This is a genomic window from Cohnella sp. WQ 127256 (assembly GCF_024519285.1).
GTDB lineage: Bacteria > Bacillota > Bacilli > Paenibacillales > Paenibacillaceae > Cohnella.
The window spans coordinates 164,725-183,604 of record NZ_JAMZCY010000003.1 but is presented as its reverse complement, the minus strand read 5'-3'; the positions used below and the strand labels follow the sequence as shown (position 1 = coordinate 183,604).

The following is an 18,880-nucleotide window of genomic DNA, read 5'->3' as shown; positions in this document are numbered from 1 at the left end:
CCAATCATTTACTAGCAGCGTTTATCGCGTTAGCAAGCCCGCATCCAGCACGAATGGAGAACCCGTTATATACCGCGCACGATCGCTGCTCAGGAACAGCACTGCATATGCGACATCCTCCGTTTCAATCCACGGCACGTCTAATAGATTCCCGGCAGAGCGCTCCGCGATTTCCGCTGCAGTCGTTCCTTCTAGCTCCGCGAGCCCATCGTTCATTGGTGTATTTACACCTGTTGGATGTAAGCTAATGACCCGGATATTATAGCTTGCAAGCTCGATGGCCCACGACTTCGTCAAGCCGACAAGCCCCCATTTGGAAGCCGTGTAATGAGACATCCGATTCAAGCCTCGCAGGCCTGCAATCGAAGAATTGTTAATAATGACGCCAGCACGCGCTTCGATCATGTGGGGAATGACTCGCCTACCGACAAGCCAAGCCCCCTTCAGGTTAATATCTAATACAGAATCCCATTCGGATTCAGATAGTTCATGAGATAGTCCATAAGCCGCAATGCCCGCATTATTGAACAAAACATCTATTTTCCCAAGCTGCTCGATCGTTTCCAATACCGCTCTTGTAATTGCCTCGTCATCTCTTACATCACCGGCAAAGATCAAAGCACGTCGCCCGAGAGCTTCAATCTCTGACTTCAGCGTTAGCAGCTCGTCTGCTGACCCAAACGGGTAGCTCGGATACTGTATTTGCTTCGCAATATCGAAGACGGCAATATCTGCTCCTTCACGAGCGAAAGCTAATGCCGTTGCTCTTCCCTGCCCGTGTGCGGCCCCAGTAATGAAAATGACCTTACCCTCAAACTCCTGTGACACATCCACCGCTCCCCTAAACTAGCTTGAAAAATGTAGCAAATACTCGTCAAGTTCGATATGCAACGCGCTATTAAATACGTTAGTCGCGATCATCTGCCCCGCGAACGCCGTAAGTGCAACGATCTGGGCTGGACTATAATAAAGGCCCAAGTGTGTAAATAATGCATTCGGAACTTCATTAGGACTCCGCGATAGCTGTCTTCCATATTGTTCAAGTGCCTGCTCTTCATCATCCAGGATAAGCTCATCTGCATCTTCTCCTCGATCAGTCAGAGCTTTACGGAAATAAATAGAGCAGAGTAAGCAATCCCCTTCGAGCGATATCGCGTAAGAGAATACGATAAACGCACGATGGCTAATGAAGTCCAATAAAGCTGTACGAAGCTTATACCATTCCTCGTATACATGATAAGAAGGAAGGTGAAGAAGCAGCGTCTTCTTCATATTCGTCACGTTCCCAGAAGTCCGATATTGACGCTCATATTCCGCTTTAGCCTCTGGAGAGGCTTGCTCATAAACAATGGGTTTGATTATCGCAGGCACGATCCGCTCCTCCTTTCGTCAAGGGAACGACTGAAGGTCAAGGCCCTCGGGGCCCTGACACTTCTGTCTCTCTTCGTGATTCTGTTTCCCTTAATTAATTGCCGTTATAATCCGGAATCGCCTCGAAAAATACGCGGTCGAGAAGCTCCTTCTCATCCGTAGAAGCATCTAGAATCCCTTGCGCCTTCTGTTCTTTAATGAAGAACTCTGCGCTTTTCTTAGCATTAATAACGCCTGGTTTCCAGTGATAAGCAGCAAGCAAGCTCTCATTCGTCGCAGCATCCGCGGATACATATTTCTTATCGGTTTCGATCTTAGCCGTTTCAGCTGCGTTCTTCCCTACCCATTCCGCTGATTTCAACAACGCACGAGTAATCGCGGCTGCTTTCTCCGGATCATTCTTTGTTACCGCGCCGCTGATCACGGAGTAGCAGCAATAACCGGACTTGAATGGCTCATCATGACCGTTGCTTAGAAGTCGGAGGTATTTACCTGTATCCAACGCTTGCTGAGCAGCAGGGTCCCACACAATAAAGGCATCAATCTCACCTTTCTCAGCTGCTGTAGCCAGTTGTTGCGAAGGATAGGCTCTCCAATCCACATCCGTCGTTTCGATGCCATTCTGCTTCAAAGTGATTGCAAGTGTGATTTGCGGGCCACCACCTATGACATCAACACCGATTTTTTTGCCCTTCAGATCTTTAATGGAAGTGATTCCGCTATCCTTCAACGTAACCAATTGAATACATCCTGCATGAAGACCTCCGGTCACTTTAACATCAAGCCCTTGCTCGATCGGCTTAAACCAAGCGAAGTTCCCAACGGTGCCATCTACTTTTCCTGAGGATATCCCAGATTTCAGCGTTTCGAAGTCCATCTGCACAAGCTCAACATCCAGTCCTTCTTCCTTAAAGAAGCCTTTCTCAACTGCAGCGTAGATTGGAGCTTCACAAGTACCGCCCGCATAAGCGAATTTCACCTTTTTCAGTTCCTTCGTGCCCGCTGACGAGGCATTGGTAGCCGAAGCTTTAACATTACTGCTCGCTGAAGCTGGACTCGTATTATTGTTGTTTTTACCGCATCCATTAAGGACTGCGATCGCCATCGTTAGTGCGATTGCTGACAAAATCAATTTTCGTTTGGCTTCATTGTTCTTCATCTCTTCTTGTGTCCTCCTCTGATTAGGTAATCTCAAGCTTGGCTTGCACTTACCGTTGCTACAGCTTTCTGAATGGCCTGCTCCAAGTCGTCGATTAAATCTTGAGCATCTTCAATCCCAATCGACAAGCGGATGAGGTCTGGCCGCACGCCCGCTGCTAACTGTTCCTCAGGTGTTAGCTGTGCGTGTGTTGTGCTTCCAGGGTGTATGACAAGCGATTTCGCATCTGCCACATTGGCTAGGTGAGAGAACAGCTCTAGCTGATCAATAAAGCGATTAGCCGTTTGAAGGTCTCCCTTCAAGCCGAACGAGAAGATTGAACCAGGTCCCTTCGGAAAATACTTCTCAGCGAGCTCTTTATACGGGTTTCCCTCAAGCGTTGGATAGTTCACCCATGCCACATCTGGATGCTGGCTTAAGTACTCCACGACGCGTGTCGTATTGGATAGATGCTTCTCCACTCTGAGCGATAGAGTTTCCAAGCCCTGAAGCAGCAGGAAGCTATTAAAGGGACTAATGGCAGCCCCGATATCCCTCAGAAACTGAACTCGAACCTTCGTTATATACGCCAGTTCACCAAACTTCTCAACATATTTCAGCCCGTTATAGCTTTTGTCGGGCTCCGTGAAGCCGGGAAATTTACCGTTCGTCCAATCGAACTTGCCACTGTCCACAATGAGTCCACCGATGGAGGTACCATGGCCGCCGATATATTTCGTCGCAGAGTGAACGATAATGTCGGCTCCGTATTCGAACGGGCGGATCAAGTATGGAGTGCCGAACGTATTGTCAACAATAAGAGGGATACCGTTCTCATGAGCAATGTCGGCGATTTTCTCAATATCGAGAATGTTCAAGCCTGGATTGCCAATCGATTCGATGAATATGGCTTTCGTCTTACTGTTGATGGCTTTACGGAAGTTATCCGGTTCATCCGGATTAACGAACCTCGTCGTGATACCGAGCTTTGGCAGCGTCACGTCGAATAGGTTATAGGTGCCCCCATACAAGGTGCTTGCCGATACAATCTCGTCACCCGCCCCTGCCACATTGAAGATGGAATACGTGACCGCGGCTGAACCTGATGCCACCGCAAGTGCGCCAACTCCACCCTCAAGCGCCGTTATCCTTTGTTCAAGTACATCATTGGTTGGGTTGATGATTCGAGTGTACGTATTACCAGGCTCTTCGAAGTTGATAACCGCTTTGGCGTGCTCTGTGTTCTTGAAAACATAGGATGTGGTTTGGTAAATCGGTACTGCTCGTGCCCCAGTTACCGGATCAGGTTGCTGACCCGCATGAACCTGCAGAGTATCGAATCTCCACTTCTTAACGTCACCTTGTTGATTTGGCACTTGCTCTCCCATAAAGTTCATCTCCTCTTTACAAATAAAAAGAGACCAACCTCCCCTTTCGGGAAAATCAGTCTCCAGATATCTGGTCAACATTTTGTTATTCTTTTGATAACCAAGTATTTCGGTTGGATTAATATGATTATCATATATCCCTCTATCCTATCTGTCAATTACAATTTTAGTAATTTATATATTAAGCATATATCTATTGACAAGTAAATTCAGATTGCGTTAATTTGTATAAAACATATAGGAATTATAGGTTTAATAAACGTAGAAAGCAGGTATCCCATGAGAAGATGGCGTAATTGGATCATTGTGGCCACATTCACCTTACTGATCGGAGCAGTTCTATATCAGCAATTAGACAGCAAGAATAGGAATGTCTCTGTCGAATCATCAGAATTAACGAAGGATAAAGTGCAGGTTAAATCTATCCCAGAAAAGCCCGAAATCAGTTATACAGCTCCTACCTTCACGTTAACGGGCATGGACGGTAAAATCTATGACCTCAAGGAGCTAAGAGGCAAGCCGGTCGTGCTCAACTTCTGGGCTTCCTGGTGCGGACCATGCAAAGATGAAGCTCCCTCATTCGTGAAGCTGAACAAGCAATACGGTGACCAGCTGCAAATTCTCGCCGTTAACCTTACCGCCACGGATACCGTACAATCCGCGCGGGAATTCGCGCAAGCTTATGGCTTCACCTTCCCAGTCTTGTTCGATTCCGATGGGCAAGTCGCAGCTAACTATGAAATTCGCCCGATCCCCTCAACAATATTCGTCGATAGTAAGGGAATAATTACAGACGGTGTTCTTGGAGCACTGAATTGGGATGACTTAAAGGAACGATCCGTAGCTCTACTTGAATCGGTTGAACCAGACAACTAAATAACCAAATGCGACCGCCACGACTCCAACAATAGCAGACACGATCGCGGCGGTCCAAATACCGGAGGATGACCCCATTTGTTCATTCACAGACGATGGCACGGACGAAATAGCTGATGTATTAACAAGCTTAATCGGCTTGCCATCCTCCTGGTCTATGTAGTGGCACGACGGCAATGCCGTTTCACCGACGGAGATCACCTCTGTTCCTTCATGCGCAGACACACCCGACAAGCCCACGATTAGACCCATAAGTAACAAAAGGAACGTACTCCACCTCTGTAAGCTCTTCATCCGATTTCCCTCCCCCATTTTCCTCACCATAGATGCCAGTTATTGAATCGTAAACTCGAACGTCTTCATTTCATGTACACCTTCCGCTGATGTCACGTGAGCTAATAGATAATAGTCCCCGACCTGAGAGAACTCCCCCTTGATGAAGTACAAGCCGTCTTCTACGCTTTTCGCATTTAATTGGGCGTGCTGCTCTTGACCTTTAGGCCATATCTCGAACACAACCGCTGCCCCGATTGCGGGCTTGGATTGCTCCTTAATATCAAGATTCAGGGTCGTGCTCCCGCTAGCACTCGGCTTGACCGGATCCGAAGAGAACTGGATACTCAGCGCTTCACCCAGATTATTAGCAGCGGAGACTTTACTCCCTGCTCCAGAGCAACCGGTCAGTGACAGCAATAGGAATAGCAGTATCGCCACAGCCGTGAACTGTAATCGCTTATTCATAATCATGCTCCCCCTTCTTTCTTCACACAATATATTCCGGCTGCTCGATTTCCGGTACAAGTTGTAACGATTCCAATATTCGCGAACGATACCCGAAGAACGCCGTACTATTACGGATTCTCGGTCGTGGCAAATCAATTGTAATCACTTCCTTGATTTGGGCGGGACGAGGTGTCATGACGACAACCCGATCGCTCAAATATACAGCCTCATCGATATCATGAGTGACGAATACCATTGTCGTTCCTCTTTCCTGCCAAATCCGGAGAATTTCCTCCTGCAAATTCATCCGCGTGAAAGCATCCAGAGCCCCAAGTGGCTCATCCAGCAACAGCACCTTCGGATGGTTCACAAGTGCTCGTGCCAATGCCGCCCGTTGAGCCATACCTCCTGACAATTGGTGGGGATAGGCTTTCTCGAAGCCTTTGAGCCCGACCAGCTCAATGAATTTGTCTACCTCCCCCTTCTGCTCCTTCAGTACCCCTCGTGATTCCGGCCCAGTCGCCACATTGCTCCATATCGTTTTCCACGGGAACAGCGTCGGATCCTGAAACACCAACCCTCTGCTCGGATGGGCATCCTTAATCAACTCACCGTCTAATCGAATCTCGCCCGTTGTTGGTGAGTCTATTCCCGCTATTAGCCTTAGTAACGTCGATTTCCCGCACCCACTTGGCCCGATGAGAGAAATAAACTGCCCAGGGGCGATATCCAATTCAACCTTGCTCAGAGCAACTACGGGCTGTGCTCCTTTTCCTTGATCCTCGAACACGCGGGACACTCCATGAACAGAAATCCGTCCCCCCTCATGTACACTCGCTGCTACCATTTGATCAACCCTTTCTGCCAAATCAAGACGCGATCGCGAATTTTGAACAATACCGTAATAATCGTAGAGAACAGAACCGCCATAATGAGCAATGCTGCGTAAACCTTATAGTATTCAGCCCAGCCCTGTGCCCAAGTAATATAAAAGCCTAACCCAGCTTTGACGCCTAACATCTCGGCTACGATGAGTGTGACAAAGGAGGTTCCCAGCCCCATGAACAAACCAATGAAGATAAGCGGAAACGCAGCCGGAAACGCCACTCGCAGCACGAGATAACGCTCGTTTGCCCCAAGTGTGCGCGCCACCTCAAAAAAGGATTTATTCACGCTCGCAATACCAGACCAAGTCATGACCGCAACGGGAAACCATGTACCGAGTGCAATGAGGAAAATACTAGCAGTGAAGCTGCTTGGAAAGACAATTAACACAATCGGAATCCATGCTGTCGCTGGTATCGGTCCAATGAACCTCAAGAAAGGGTTAATCCAGTATTGAAACTGTTTATACCACCCCATCAGGATTCCAGTCACAAGACCGAAGAACGCTCCAATCAAGTATCCGATGACTAACAAGCGAAGAGAATATAGGACGCAAACAAGTAGCTTCTGCCTGTCATTAATAAGTGCATCTAATATTTTGACTGGTGAAGGAAAGTAAGGGAGCGGTAGCGTGCCCGACTTCAACGTCAGAAGCTCCCAAGCGACGAATAGTGCAACAATAAAGGTGACGATGCTTGAAAAATAATGCAGAGATTTAAATAAGGTTGTGCGATACAAAGCCGTAATTGTCCATGTGGAGAATACGACCAGCACGATGGTGAGTAGAATCGTATACGCCCTCTCCGACACCACCGGTTGTACGCTAGGCACTTGAGTGTGCAGTAGCAATGCAACAACAAGCGCAATAGCGGGTAGAGAAATCTTAAGAATACTGGCCACAGGAATTTTTGCTCTTGTGCTTACTGAAATATCAAGCCGTTTTGTGATTTCCAAGTCGATGTGCCTCCTCGTCCCCTTAAATAACAAAGACCCCTCTCCATGTGCAGGAGTAGGGGTCACCGGTATTCCGGAAGACTCTTTTATTATTCCGATTATATTGGTCGGTATTATTGGAATTACTTTATCACGTATCCCAACGAGCTGTCAATCCTTGGATTGTTCTGGGGAAGAGATGACCTGATCAATAATCCCATATTCAAGTGCCTCTTGGGCGGACATGAAATAATCCCGCTCCATATCTTTCTCCACCTTTTCCAGTGGCTGCCCGGTTCTCTCTGCTGTAATTCGATTTGTCTTATCCCGGACCTGTAATATTCGCTTAGCACTGATTGCGATATCACTCGCTTGCCCCTGTGCTCCGCCATGTGGCTGATGAATCATAATTTCACTGTTGGGCAATGCGAAGCGTTTCCCTTTGGTGCCGGCAAGTAACAGAATCGCTCCGAATGAAGCGGCCAATCCCATGCAGATCGTGTGCACCTGCGGTTTGATAAACTGCATCGTATCGTAAATAGCAAAACCCGCTGATGTGGAGCCTCCTGGTGAGTTGATATACATACTGATTTCCTTCTCCGGGTCTTCCGCCGCCAAGAACAATAATTGCGCAATAATGCTATTGGCGAGTTGATCGTCAACTGCAGCTCCTAAGAACACGATTCGATCCTTCAACAGCCGGGAATAAATGTCGTAGGACCTTTCCCCGCGATTCGTTTGCTCAACAACATAAGGAACGTAATTTGTCATCTCTATTCCTCCATTTTCCTCGTTTGATGTTCGACTTCATCCTGTAAACGAACGAAGGTCTCACAGGGATACGGAGAAACATTCGAATTTACGGAGTGACAATTCGAGCTCTAGCTACCTTCAGGAAAATGGAATATAGTTAGAAAAAAGCGTATCCTTTTTACGGCTTCATTCGTTTACTGTAGTAAGTATAGGACCGAGTAAAGGAGCATGCTCGATGATCTTAGTGGATAACATACACAAGGCCACGAAAGACGAAGAAAACCCTAACGTGGTAAATCTGCAAACCGTACTCAAGCGGTACTGCCTCTCTCTAACCGAATCCACTTGGGATGCCGAGGACTTGGTGCAGGAAACTTGGCTTAAAGCTATAAGCCTGTTACAAAGTGTTGGACACCTCAATACGGAAGCTTACTTGCTGCGAATTGCGAAGAATACGTGGATTGACCATACACGCAGAAAAACAGTTCTAGACCGGATATTGAAGGCGGAACGATCCCGGGCTTCTCAACCCGATCAAGGAGGGACGTTCGAGATTGAAGCGATTTTCCAAGCTTTAATCAAGCATCTGTCACCTCTGCAGAGAGCCGTATTCCTATTGCGAGACGTACTGGAATATCCAATTGCCGAAACAGCAGCAAAGCTTGGAACGACAGAAGGAGCCGTAAAGGCTGCTTTGCACCGGGCACGCCAATCTCTTCGTCTAGTCCAGGATGATATTGAAAAGGATGTCCTCTCCTTGCCAGAGGACGAAGGGCTGAAAACTTACCTCAGAATCATTGCCGCTGCTTATCGAATGGGTGATATGGCAACCTTGATCCAGCTCGTTCAGATGAACGAAATGGAACCCGCGATGGCGATCAGCATGATCCACAGCAAGCAGCTTCATAAGAGTTACAAATCACAAAGCCCTACTATGCTGGCTGCATAGTAGGGTTTTTTACTATCTAAGCCATTCATACAAAGATTATTCCCCATATAGCAGACGGAACTGTAACGGTGTCATCCCCGCTAGCTTATGAAAAGTATGTATAAAATGGCTATCATCCTGGAATCCAACAGCCGATGCGATGTCTTTAACCGTCCTCCCACGATCCGCGAGCAGTAGCTCCTTGGACTTTTGAATGCGAAACTGGACCAAATATTGATAAGGGCTAATTCCCCAGCTATTGCGAAACAACGTATTCAAATATTGCGGGCTAATGTGCAGCGTTTCTGCCATTCGATTAAGGCCTAAGTTGGGATCACCAAAGTCCTCCTCAATAAGCAGGTAAATGGGGGTCAGTCGTGCATGTCCTTTAGATAGAGAGGCTTGCCCACTGGATTTGCCATACTGCTTGATCTGAGATAAGAAAGCGTACACCTCAAGCGATCCATTAATGCCTGCAAAGTCAAAGCTAAACCCACACTTCTCGCTATATTGCTCATGAATATTGGCAAGTGGACAGTCTGCATCCCAGCTGAGCGGCAGCATTTGTTGTAGCTCTAGAGAAGCCGTTATCGGATTAGCTAGGGCACCGTCGAAGGTCATAAACCATGTCGACCAAGCTGCTGATTCCGGAAAATAATGATGGGGTACATTCGGCTTCAGTAGGATTCCTTGATTCGGGTATAGCTTGAAGCTTTGGCCGTTCACTATAAATTCACCGCAGCCCTCGACGGTATGCAACCAATGATAACTCTGAAATCCAGCTTCCCTATTGATCGCTGCCTGATCCGAGTATCCAACGCTTGTGAGATGAAGCGGCAATCGACGATCCCACTCCGTGGTCACAAAATGCCTGCTATAGTACGTTTCCACATCGCACCTCCTGTTTCATTTTATTATATCGGATAGGCATTATATTATATTTAATTAGATGATCTCATGGATTAAAATAGGGTCGTAAGTTTAATTATACGATATCCTATGGAGTGGGAGTGGAATAGCGAATGACGTTGAAGCTTGGTTTTATCGGAACCGGAGGAATTGCCCATCATCATGTCAAGAACTTGGTTCAAATGGAAGGCGTCGCCTTATCAGCCTTCTACGATGTCGACATCCAACGTGCTCAACAAGCTGCATCAGAGCATAACGGAGCGAAAGCGTTCTCTAATCTCAACGAAATGCTGGATGGATCCGATTTGGACGGCGTTTACGTTTGTGTCCCTCCGATGGCTCATGGCGATGCAGAATATCAATTGGTTGAACGAGGAATTCCCTTCCTTGTCGAGAAGCCCCTTGGAATTAATCGAGAGGTTCCACTCTCAATCGGAGAAAAAATCAAATCAAATAATCTAATCACCTCCGTTGGCTATCATTGGAGGTATAATGAGTCTGCGAGCTTGGCCAAGCAGCTCTTGGCAAACAGCAAGCCAGGGATGGCTCTCGGCTACTGGATGGGCGGCATGCCAATGGTCCCTTGGTGGAGAGTTCAGGCTGGCTCCGGTGGCCAGTTCGTAGAGCAAACGACACATATTGTCGATTTACTTCGCTATTTATGCGGAGAGGTTCAAGAGGTTTATGCCGCCTATTCGTTACAAGTGATGGGAGAACAAGTCGAAGGTACAGATGTACCTGATGTCGGCACTGTCACGCTGAAGCTAAAGAACGGCATGGTCGCTACTATCTCGAATACTTGTTTACTGCCGATTGGTCATCACACAGGCCTCGACATTTATACGAGTAACGGGGTTTTGGAGCTTAGAAGCGATGCACTACGAGAGCTAACGACAGCCGGAACAACGGTTCATCCAAATGTAGCAAATCCGTATTACATAGAGGACGAAGCATTCCTCCATGCGCTGAGAACGGGAGATACATCCCAAATTTTGTCCAATTACGAGGATTCCTTGAAAACGCACGAAATTACGATCGCTGCGAATGAATCAGCCGCATCCGGCAAGGCGATCCTACTATCCTAAAACATTTTTTCTCAAGGGGAGCTTAAACTCACATGAAATTTTCCTTATGTATCGGAGCGTATCAGGGTAAAGACGAAATCTATCACTTAGAGAAAATCAATGAGCACGGATTCCACGGATTGGAATATTACGCTTGGTGGGATCTGAAAGATCTGAAGAGGATAGCCAAGGAACAGGAACGGATCGGTGTCGGGATTAGTGCGACTTGCACTAAGTTCATTAGCTTGGTTGATGAATCTTACAGGGATGCTTACTTGGAAGGAATCCGTCAGACGATCGAGGCTTGCAAAATCTTGAACGTTCGCTCTGTCATCTCTCAAACAGGTAATGTGATTGACGGAATTCCGCGCGACATTCAACGGCAAACGATGGTCGAGACGTTAAAGCGTTGCGCACCTCTGTTTGAGGAAGCCGACATCGTGCTCGAAATCGAGCCATTGAATGGACTCGTCGACCACATGGGGCATTTCCTCCAACGCTCTGACGAATCGGTTGACGTTATTGATCAAGTGGGTAGCCCGAACGTTAAGCTTGTGTTCGACGTCTACCACCAGCAGATTACGGAAGGCAATGTCATCCGTAACGCGACGGGATATATCGATAGGATCAACCACTATCATATTGCTGACAATCCAGGACGCAAGCAGCCAGGTACAGGTGAGCTCAACTACGTCAATATTTTACGCGCGATCAAAGACACCGGCTTTTCCGGCTTCATTGGTCTGGAGTGTGGCTATACGATAGATACGGACTTAGCTGTCCAGCAGTTTAAGGAAGAAATTATTTCCAAAGTCGTATAGCTTGAACGCATTAACAAGGAGCTGGCTCAGAAGGTCTCGTAAACACAGACATTCTGGGCCAGCTCTTTTGTTGCAATAAGGAAGGACTAGATTAATGCGGATACGCCATATCAAACTCTATCCCACACGGTCCGCCATCCGAATTGGCATCCAGATCGACTACCGTGCCGTCTTCCCTGAACAATGGACGATAGTGCTCGCTGATATGGGTAGCCGATGAATTCGCATAATGGCAAATGAACGCTCTGCGGAACTGATCCTTCGTCTTATTCCGATACGAGCCATGAATCAGGTTTCCATTGAAGAAGAGGACATCACCTTTGTCCATGATCGCAGGAATTACTTTCTCATCCTTAGGAGGCTTCACATAGTGAGTTGTAAATGATTCCTTGGAGTCTGCTAAATCCGGGCATACAATCTCGTAATCACTTGTCTTCGGAACGACAAGCAGCCCTCCATTCTCCTCATGTGCCGCGTCGACTGCTGTCCAAGCTGCGATACAGTTGCCCGGCTCCACCTTCAAATAGAAATTATCTTGGTGAAGGGCTTGCCCACGGGAGCCCGGTGGCTTGTAATAGAACATGCTTTGTGCGGCGTAAGCTTCCTCCCCGTAAAGATCTGCAAGCACGTCCATCACCGGTTTGTGCAGCATGTATCTCTTGGCCGTATCGTTAAATCGGTGCGGATGCATGACACGAGGATACCTCTTTAGCGGATCGTCGGAGCCTTCATCCAAATCGGGTTCGAAATAGCCCGGAACCTTCACTTGGCTTATCTCTTCGAAAGTTTGCTCGATCGTGGACAGATCTTCTGCCGAGAAAAGCCCTTTGACGATCAAGTAACCCTCTCTAGCGAAATGGGATAATTGCTCCTCAGTTAATGTCTTCAACCTAATGCTCATTCAAGACCACTCCTCTATGTGCAGGTTTATTTTCCTTGACATTAGATTAGCGTTTTCTATAGGGTTGATGAAGTAAGATTGCTGCTATTAAGTACATGGATACTGCTATTCATTAATTTGTGAACGGAGGCACGCCATGACTTTTGATAACCCTCCTGAGGAATATCCCGAGATCTCTAACGCTGCCATTTTCGGAGGTCATTTCAACGCAGACGATACCTATCATACACGTAGGCCAGTTGGCATGAGCGATTGTCTAATCGTATATACAATAAGCGGAGAGGGGTATTTTCGGACATCTGCTGGAGAAAAGCACTGTGGAACGGGACAAATCGGAATTCTCCGCTCGGGAGTTGCACATGAATACGGAACGGCGCAGGGAAAACGTTGGAATTTTGTCTGGGCTCATTTTCACAAACTAGTGGAAACCGACTATCTTCCTCCAGACGAAGTCTTCATTCACACCCTACCTGAAGGATACCTGCGAGATCGGGTACTTCGTACATTTCAAAATTTGCTCCACGATTCGCGTGACCATTCCGGATTTTGGCATGCCCTGTGTGAGAACTCCTTAAAGGAGATTCTCCTCTTAATCGCCCAGCGGCTAGAGAAGAAGCTCGATGCACGAATCGAGCATGTTTTGCAGCTTCTATCCGAATCCATGAAAGAGGAAATACGCATCGACGATCTAGCCAAAGCCGTTAGCTTGTCCTCGTCAAGGCTGTCACATCTATTTAAGCAAGAGATAGGTGAATCGATCTTAGAGCATCTTAATCAAATGAGGCTCCGGCAAGCTGTTCTACTCATGCAGCACATGGGCAGATCAGCTACCGAAGCCTCGTTCGATGTCGGATTCAACAACTACAACCATTTCGCCGCTTTGTTTCGCAGAGCTTATGGCGTCAGTCCGAGGAGGTATTTACGCTCTAAATAATCCGTACCCCTTAAGCGGAACAATGGGCTGTTCGTCTACGACAAGCCCATCTGATTTCCCTCGCAGGGCAACGTCTACGAGCCATTGAGTAAAGGGAGCAACATTCATCGTCTCCATCTCCGTCAAACTATAGAAACCGGCGGCGTCTACCTCGACTCCATCCGGAATCGGCTCACCTTTCACATAGTCCATCTCGAAAGCGACATAGAGATTATGGATGCTTCTTGGTTGATCCCTCAACGCTACAATGCCTCGTACCGTCGCCTCAACCCCACTTTCCTCCATCACTTCCCTAACTATCGTTTCTTCTATCGGCTCTAGCTGTTCAATATACCCACCCGGATTCGTCCAGTAACCTTTGCCCGGTTCTTGTGCCCTACGCACGAGCAGCACTTTGTCCTCCTTAACGACAAGCGCACCCACGCCGATGCTATAGCTACCCCAATGCACGAAGCTACACTTTGTGCATGCTCTTCTAATCGTCCCGTCTACGTCCCGGTTTTCCATCTCGTGTCCGCACGACGAACAAAAGTTCACTTCCATTACTGTCACCTGCTCTGTTGTTGTTAGTAAAAAAATTATGCATTCCACTCTAATGTTTGTCAATTTTTTTTATTACTTAGACACAAGTAAGGCCCCGAGCTCTCTCGGGGCCTTACTGTATATATGTTTAAATCCTTTACAATCTAATCTCGCGACCGAGCTCGGCGGACTCATAGATCGCAGACAAAATTTTAATCATGTCCACACCATGATCTGGTGTTATGATCGGAGTCTCGCGACCTAGCACGCACTCGACGAAATGCTGAATATTTGCTGTATGCTGAGGGATAGCTGCCACTGGAAAATTTGGTTTCTGGTCGATTAGAACGCCTTCATTTTCTGTGAATAGACTCAGCTTGTCGTTCACGAGGCTGAAGCCACCTTCCGTACCTCTCCATTCGAGGAACTTCTTCTCTTCCTCAATATTGGAAGCCCAGCTAAATTCGATCTGAAGCGATGCGCCGTTATCGAAGCGGATAAACCCTGCCGCCAAGTCCTCAACATCGAATGTTCCCGCCGGGATAAGACCCGAAGCATCCGGACGGTCGGCGAACTTGCGATACGTCGACCCTGTCACCGTAACTGGCTTCGGATTACCGCTCAACCACATCGCCATGTCGATCATGTGCACACCAAGGTCAATTAAAGGTCCACCACCCGACAATTCCTTAGTCGTAAACCAACCACCGCGCCCTGGAATTCCCCGACGACGAATCCAACCACAACGTCCCATATAGAGATCGCCGAGTTGACCTTGCTCAATAATCCGCTTGGCGAATTTCGCTTCTTCGCTGAACCGATTGTTACGCATCGCCATAAGAAGCTTCCCTGAAGCCTTCGCGACGTCAGCCATCTTCTGTGCTTCAACTGGATTTACTGCATCCGGCTTCTCGCAGAAGACGTGCTTTCCTTTCTGCAGCGCCGCGATGGCAATCTCTGAATGGTACAGGTTTGGCGTGCTAATTCCAACAATATCGATGGATGGATCGGCAATAAGCTCGCGATAATCGTCATACACCTTCGCATCGGGGAAGTCTTTCGCCGCTGCTTCAGCGGATGCTTTGAATGCGTCGCAGAACGCGACAATTTCTACTTCTTTATGGGATAACCATCCCGGTAGATGAGCACCTTTGAATATGCCCCCCGTACCGATAACTCCTACTTTAAGCGTCATTAGTTTTTCTCCTTAATTGTCTCAAGAGGTTGCGCATTGCCATATTTCGGATACTCACGATTAACTGGAGCAGCCCATTTCACCGCATTGGAAATAACCCTACGGATTTCCGGATTATAGTAAGTCGGGTAAGTCTCGTGACCTGGACGGAAATAAAAGATTTTACCAGCGCCGCGCGTATAGCAGCATCCACTACGGAATACTTCTCCACCTTCAAACCAGCTAACCATGACGAGTTCGTCTGGCTGCGGGATATCGAAGTGCTCTCCGTACATCTCTTCCTTTGGTAACTCGATATATTCACCGAGGCCGTCCGCAATTGGATGACCCGGATTAACGATCCAAATCCGTTCCTTCTCGTCCGCTTCACGCCATTTGAGATCACAAGAGGTTCCCATCAGCTTTTTAAATATTTTCGAGAAATGACCGGAATGAAGCACGATCAGACCCATGCCCTTCAGTACGCGATCATACACTCTCTGCACGATGTCATCTTGAACATCTCCATGCGCCATATGTCCCCACCAGATAAGGACATCCGTACCGTTAAGTACTTCTTCCGTTAAACCATGCTCCGGCTCGTCTAAAGTTGCCACAGCCACTTTGCCCGTAATATCCAAACCTTCGGCTATCGCAGTATGCATCCCTTGCGGATAAACGGAGGCTACCTTCTCGCTTGCTTTTTCATGACGATATTCGTTCCAAACTGTTACGTTGATAGATGGGTTAACTTGGCTCATGGCTGGACACTCCTTAATGTTAATTTCCTCTCTATTTTATTCGAGGAATGCCTATCAATCGATTACCAATTCGACTCATTTCTTACGGTATTCTGTCATTAACTATTTCAATCAATGCGAATATGTTAAAATATCGTTACGCGATCCTGTCGCAACCTTATATCCAAGGAGCTTGCACATGTACCCTGAGATGCGCCACGAGCAGGTTGTCCACCAGAACCCTTTTCTTGCGATGAGGATTTGGCAGATTGATTCAGATTCCCAGCCTTCTGAAGAGCTTCGACGCAAAACGGAACAAAACTGGAAGCAAAAACGGTTCAACGATTGGCATTACCACGAGGAAGTTGAATTCCTGCTTATTCTGGAGGGGGAGCTTACCGCCTTCTATAGAGAAGAACAGTTGATTCTACGTAAAGGGGATATCGCCCTTTTCGGTTCATCGGAGCCTCATACGACGATGCAATCGAAGGAAGGCAGCACGAAGCAGCTCGTATTCCAGATCGACTTACGCAAATACTGGGATCTGAGTACTCTAAACAGCATGCAGCATTTCTCTGAAGTTATTCGACCGCTTAGCTCACTGAATTACATTTATAGAAATAATGATGATGCTCGCATCCAAACTTCAGCGCTCATTCAAGAAATTTTTCAGGAAATGAACGATGCACGGATCGGTTACGAGCTGGCCGTATCCTCGCGGATCAAGAACATCCTTCTTCTCCTCCTTCGTCATGATACCGATATGCAGCTTAATTATAACGACAATCGTTTGCTCGGAAGACTTCAGCCTGCGGTCGATTATGTCGAACAGAACCTCAGCGAGAAGCTATCCGTAACTGAAATCAGCAGCCAGTTGAATATGAGCTATACGCATTTCATCAAGACCTTCAAGAAAGCAGTCGGTATGTCCTTCACTGATTTCGTTGTCTATAAGCGGATTAAGAAAGCCGAGCAGCAGCTCCTCACTAGCGAAGTCAGCATAGCAGAAATAGCCGAGTCGGTAGGGTTCTCCAACATCGGCCACTTCTATGATATGTTCCGTCGCTATAACGATTGCTCACCGAAGGAATATAAGAATAAGCTTCGCATGCCTAATGTAAATTCATAATGGGCTGAAGCTCATAAATATCGAGGGCTAGAACGCCGAGTTATTCAGCCGGGTTCTCCCTCACGAAAGTATATGGAGCGCCACCGACAAAGCGGCATAGTCACCGATTTGTTCCCTTAAGCCAGCGGGCACAATTTGGCAAACCGCAGCCGAATCCGGCAGAGCTTCCCGCCGAAGCTCTTCCAAGACAAAGGGCTCTAGTCGCTTTTGTTGCCTCGCATAAATACTGCCGATGACGATCATCTCGGGATTAAGAATGTCAACTAGAAGGGCAAGCCCTTTGCCCAAATTCCTTCCGACAATCTCGAATATTTCTAATGCCAGATGATCACCCCGTACGGCAGCCTCGGCTATTTGCTGTGCGGTAACTGTCTGCAACTGCTGTTCAGTCTGACAGAAGAGCGACTTCCCACCTCGTTGTAGCACCTGTCGCGCCATCGTTCGCCCAAGCTGAGAAATGCCACCCCCGCTACAAAAGCCCTCGAAGGACCCATTCTTGCCATAACCCATGGGTCCATTCTGTTCAAGGCGGATGTGACCGACTTCTCCAGCAGCATCACTTGTGCCGGAATAAAGCCGCCCGTCGAGAATAATGCCTGCTCCCATCCCGGTTCCGAAGGTCAGGAAAATCAGATTGCGAGTACCTTGTCCTGCTCCCCATCTCCATTCCGCAAGCGCACATGCGTTAGCGTCATTCTGGAGCCCGACGGGTACCCCGAACCGTTCACGGAATGGTTCACAAACTTGAATCCGGTCCCAGTTCGGCAAGTTAGGCGGTGAAAGAACAATCCCTTCCCTGCTATTCAACGGCCCCCCACAACTAATGCCAATTGCGGATAATGTATCATCCTGCCTATCCAACAGCTTCACCAATTCCTTTAGGGCACGCTCTATCGCCGCTTCAGGATTGTCGGGCGTTAGGAAGCTTCGCTTGTCCAGTAGCTCCACATGGTCCCCGGACACTACCCCAAGGCTAACCGCGCATTTCGTTCCGCCAATGTCAAACCCGCCCAATAACCGACACTCACTCATGACGGGAAGAACTCCTCTTCTAGCATAATGCAGAGGGCATGGTAAATCGGCAGGTGACGCTCCTGAATATCCGGAGTCCGTCTCGAAGGAATCCGAATCGTCACATCACACAGCTCCCGAAGCTTTCCGCCGACTTCACCGGTCATTCCAATCGTTCGCAAGCCTTGCACTTTGGCAATTTGCACAGCGCGTAAGACATTTTGCGAATTGCCCGAGGTGCTCAGTGCAAGGAGTACGTCCCCCTGACACCCATAACCAAAAACTTGCTGCGCATAAATCATGTCCGGCGCGACATCGTTAGCGAACGCTGTGAGGAGTGCGGATTGGCTCACCAATGAAATAGCAGGGAGAGCTCCCTGGAGATGCTTGCTCAAATATTCCCCATCTTCTGGATAAATTCCGCTGATGCGGGATTGCGTCTCTTCAGGAAGCTTCCTCGTCGACATAAAGCCCTTCATCAGCTCACCTACGATATGCTCGCAATCCGATGCACTTCCTCCGTTACCGCACAATAACACTTTACCGCCTTGGCGAAAGCTAAGCTTCATCATTTCGAAGACTCGTACGATGTCCGGCTCACAGGTTCGAAGCTCAGGGTACTTGCGAGTCAATTCCTTCATTGATGCCTGCATTAGTTTTCTTGCACCCTCCTTCATGTT

The 18,880-nt window shown here is 47.8% G+C and carries 22 protein-coding genes; 6 read left to right on the top strand and 16 right to left on the bottom strand.

All coding sequences use genetic code 11. From position 1 onward, the window contains the following. Positions 1-21 precede the first annotated feature (21 nt). From M1K58_RS10985 to M1K58_RS10970, 4 genes are all read right to left on the bottom strand, one after another. Entirely contained in the window at positions 22-828 is an 807-nt protein-coding gene (locus M1K58_RS10985; protein ID WP_256758893.1) for a mycofactocin-coupled SDR family oxidoreductase, read from the bottom strand. 18 nt (positions 829-846) lie between these two features. Then, entirely contained in the window at positions 847-1,371 is a 525-nt protein-coding gene (locus M1K58_RS10980) for a carboxymuconolactone decarboxylase family protein (protein ID WP_256758892.1), read from the bottom strand. A gap of 94 nt (positions 1,372-1,465) precedes the next feature. Beyond that, on the bottom strand, positions 1,466-2,530 hold the full coding sequence (locus M1K58_RS10975; RefSeq protein ID WP_256758891.1) for an ABC transporter substrate-binding protein: 1,065 nt from the start codon (positions 2,528-2,530) through the stop codon (positions 1,466-1,468). Between the two features lie 32 nt (positions 2,531-2,562). Further along, positions 2,563-3,897 carry an O-acetylhomoserine aminocarboxypropyltransferase/cysteine synthase family protein gene (locus M1K58_RS10970; protein WP_256758890.1) on the bottom strand — a complete coding sequence of 445 codons (1,335 nt, stop codon included), beginning with the start codon at positions 3,895-3,897 and terminating at the stop codon, positions 2,563-2,565. Positions 3,898-4,176: 279 nt separating this feature from the next. Between M1K58_RS10970 and M1K58_RS10965 the strand changes: the two genes are divergently transcribed. Next, entirely contained in the window at positions 4,177-4,773 is a 597-nt protein-coding gene (locus M1K58_RS10965; protein ID WP_256758889.1) for a TlpA family protein disulfide reductase, read from the top strand. On the opposite strand, the gene M1K58_RS10960 is transcribed toward M1K58_RS10965, so the two are convergent. The 5 genes from M1K58_RS10960 to clpP all read right to left on the bottom strand — a co-directional run bounded on the left by M1K58_RS10960 (position 4,744) and on the right by clpP (position 8,085). Further along, a complete protein-coding gene (locus M1K58_RS10960) occupies positions 4,744-5,067 on the bottom strand; it encodes a hypothetical protein (RefSeq protein WP_256758888.1) in 324 nt (107 codons plus the stop codon). The genes M1K58_RS10965 and M1K58_RS10960 overlap by 30 nt on opposite strands. A 39-nt stretch (positions 5,068-5,106) precedes the next feature. Beyond that, positions 5,107-5,514, bottom strand: coding sequence for a hypothetical protein (locus M1K58_RS10955; protein ID WP_256758887.1), 408 nt, complete (start codon positions 5,512-5,514; stop codon positions 5,107-5,109). 22 nt (positions 5,515-5,536) lie between these two features. Continuing rightward, entirely contained in the window at positions 5,537-6,343 is an 807-nt protein-coding gene (locus tag M1K58_RS10950; protein WP_256758886.1) for an ABC transporter ATP-binding protein, read from the bottom strand. Beyond that, a complete protein-coding gene (locus M1K58_RS10945; protein WP_256758885.1) occupies positions 6,337-7,335 on the bottom strand; it encodes an ABC transporter permease in 999 nt (332 codons plus the stop codon). The genes M1K58_RS10950 and M1K58_RS10945 overlap by 7 nt, the downstream gene beginning before the upstream one ends. 150 nt (positions 7,336-7,485) lie before the next feature. Continuing rightward, positions 7,486-8,085, bottom strand: coding sequence for an ATP-dependent Clp endopeptidase proteolytic subunit ClpP (clpP, locus tag M1K58_RS10940; RefSeq protein ID WP_256758884.1), 600 nt, complete (start codon positions 8,083-8,085; stop codon positions 7,486-7,488). Positions 8,086-8,302: 217 nt separating this feature from the next. Here clpP and M1K58_RS10935 point away from each other — a divergent pair, with 217 nt between their 5' ends. Beyond that, positions 8,303-9,016 (top strand): RNA polymerase sigma factor, encoded by a 714-nt coding sequence (locus M1K58_RS10935; RefSeq protein WP_256758883.1) that lies wholly within the window; start codon positions 8,303-8,305, stop codon positions 9,014-9,016. A 36-nt stretch (positions 9,017-9,052) separates the two neighbouring features. On the opposite strand, the gene M1K58_RS10930 is transcribed toward M1K58_RS10935, so the two are convergent. Continuing rightward, positions 9,053-9,886 carry an AraC family transcriptional regulator gene (locus M1K58_RS10930; protein WP_256758882.1) on the bottom strand — a complete coding sequence of 278 codons (834 nt, stop codon included), beginning with the start codon at positions 9,884-9,886 and terminating at the stop codon, positions 9,053-9,055. Positions 9,887-10,017: 131 nt separating this feature from the next. On the opposite strand from M1K58_RS10930, the gene M1K58_RS10925 reads away from it, so the two are divergent. Both M1K58_RS10925 and M1K58_RS10920 read left to right on the top strand, forming a co-directional pair. Beyond that, positions 10,018-10,989, top strand: a complete 972-nt coding sequence (locus M1K58_RS10925) for a Gfo/Idh/MocA family protein (RefSeq protein WP_256758881.1) — start codon at positions 10,018-10,020, stop codon at positions 10,987-10,989. A 32-nt stretch (positions 10,990-11,021) separates the two neighbouring features. Continuing rightward, positions 11,022-11,789 (top strand): TIM barrel protein, encoded by a 768-nt coding sequence (locus tag M1K58_RS10920; protein WP_256758880.1) that lies wholly within the window; start codon positions 11,022-11,024, stop codon positions 11,787-11,789. A gap of 91 nt (positions 11,790-11,880) precedes the next feature. Here the strand turns inward: M1K58_RS10920 and M1K58_RS10915 are convergent, their stop codons facing one another. After that, a complete protein-coding gene (locus M1K58_RS10915) occupies positions 11,881-12,690 on the bottom strand; it encodes a phytanoyl-CoA dioxygenase family protein (protein WP_256758879.1) in 810 nt (269 codons plus the stop codon). A gap of 136 nt (positions 12,691-12,826) precedes the next feature. On the opposite strand from M1K58_RS10915, the gene M1K58_RS10910 reads away from it, so the two are divergent. Next, positions 12,827-13,624 (top strand): helix-turn-helix domain-containing protein, encoded by a 798-nt coding sequence (locus M1K58_RS10910; protein ID WP_256758878.1) that lies wholly within the window; start codon positions 12,827-12,829, stop codon positions 13,622-13,624. On the opposite strand, the gene M1K58_RS10905 is transcribed toward M1K58_RS10910, so the two are convergent. The 3 genes from M1K58_RS10905 to M1K58_RS10895 all read right to left on the bottom strand — a co-directional run bounded on the left by M1K58_RS10905 (position 13,610) and on the right by M1K58_RS10895 (position 16,081). Then, positions 13,610-14,167: an NUDIX hydrolase gene (locus tag M1K58_RS10905; RefSeq protein ID WP_256758877.1), complete on the bottom strand. Its 558-nt coding sequence runs from the start codon at positions 14,165-14,167 to the stop codon at positions 13,610-13,612. The genes M1K58_RS10910 and M1K58_RS10905 overlap by 15 nt on opposite strands. A gap of 136 nt (positions 14,168-14,303) precedes the next feature. Further along, entirely contained in the window at positions 14,304-15,341 is a 1,038-nt protein-coding gene (locus M1K58_RS10900; RefSeq protein ID WP_256758876.1) for a Gfo/Idh/MocA family protein, read from the bottom strand. Continuing rightward, positions 15,341-16,081, bottom strand: coding sequence for a ThuA domain-containing protein (locus M1K58_RS10895; RefSeq protein WP_256758875.1), 741 nt, complete (start codon positions 16,079-16,081; stop codon positions 15,341-15,343). Before M1K58_RS10895 ends, M1K58_RS10900 begins: the two co-directional genes overlap by 1 nt. A 178-nt stretch (positions 16,082-16,259) precedes the next feature. Between M1K58_RS10895 and M1K58_RS10890 the strand changes: the two genes are divergently transcribed. Beyond that, positions 16,260-17,189: a helix-turn-helix domain-containing protein gene (locus M1K58_RS10890; RefSeq protein WP_256758874.1), complete on the top strand. Its 930-nt coding sequence runs from the start codon at positions 16,260-16,262 to the stop codon at positions 17,187-17,189. A 60-nt stretch (positions 17,190-17,249) separates the two neighbouring features. Here M1K58_RS10890 and M1K58_RS10885 read toward each other — a convergent pair whose 3' ends face one another. Both M1K58_RS10885 and M1K58_RS10880 read right to left on the bottom strand, forming a co-directional pair. Next, positions 17,250-18,221 (bottom strand): ROK family protein, encoded by a 972-nt coding sequence (locus M1K58_RS10885; protein WP_256758873.1) that lies wholly within the window; start codon positions 18,219-18,221, stop codon positions 17,250-17,252. After that, entirely contained in the window at positions 18,218-18,853 is a 636-nt protein-coding gene (locus M1K58_RS10880; protein WP_256758872.1) for a D-sedoheptulose-7-phosphate isomerase, read from the bottom strand. The genes M1K58_RS10885 and M1K58_RS10880 overlap by 4 nt, the downstream gene beginning before the upstream one ends. Positions 18,854-18,880 lie beyond the last annotated feature (27 nt).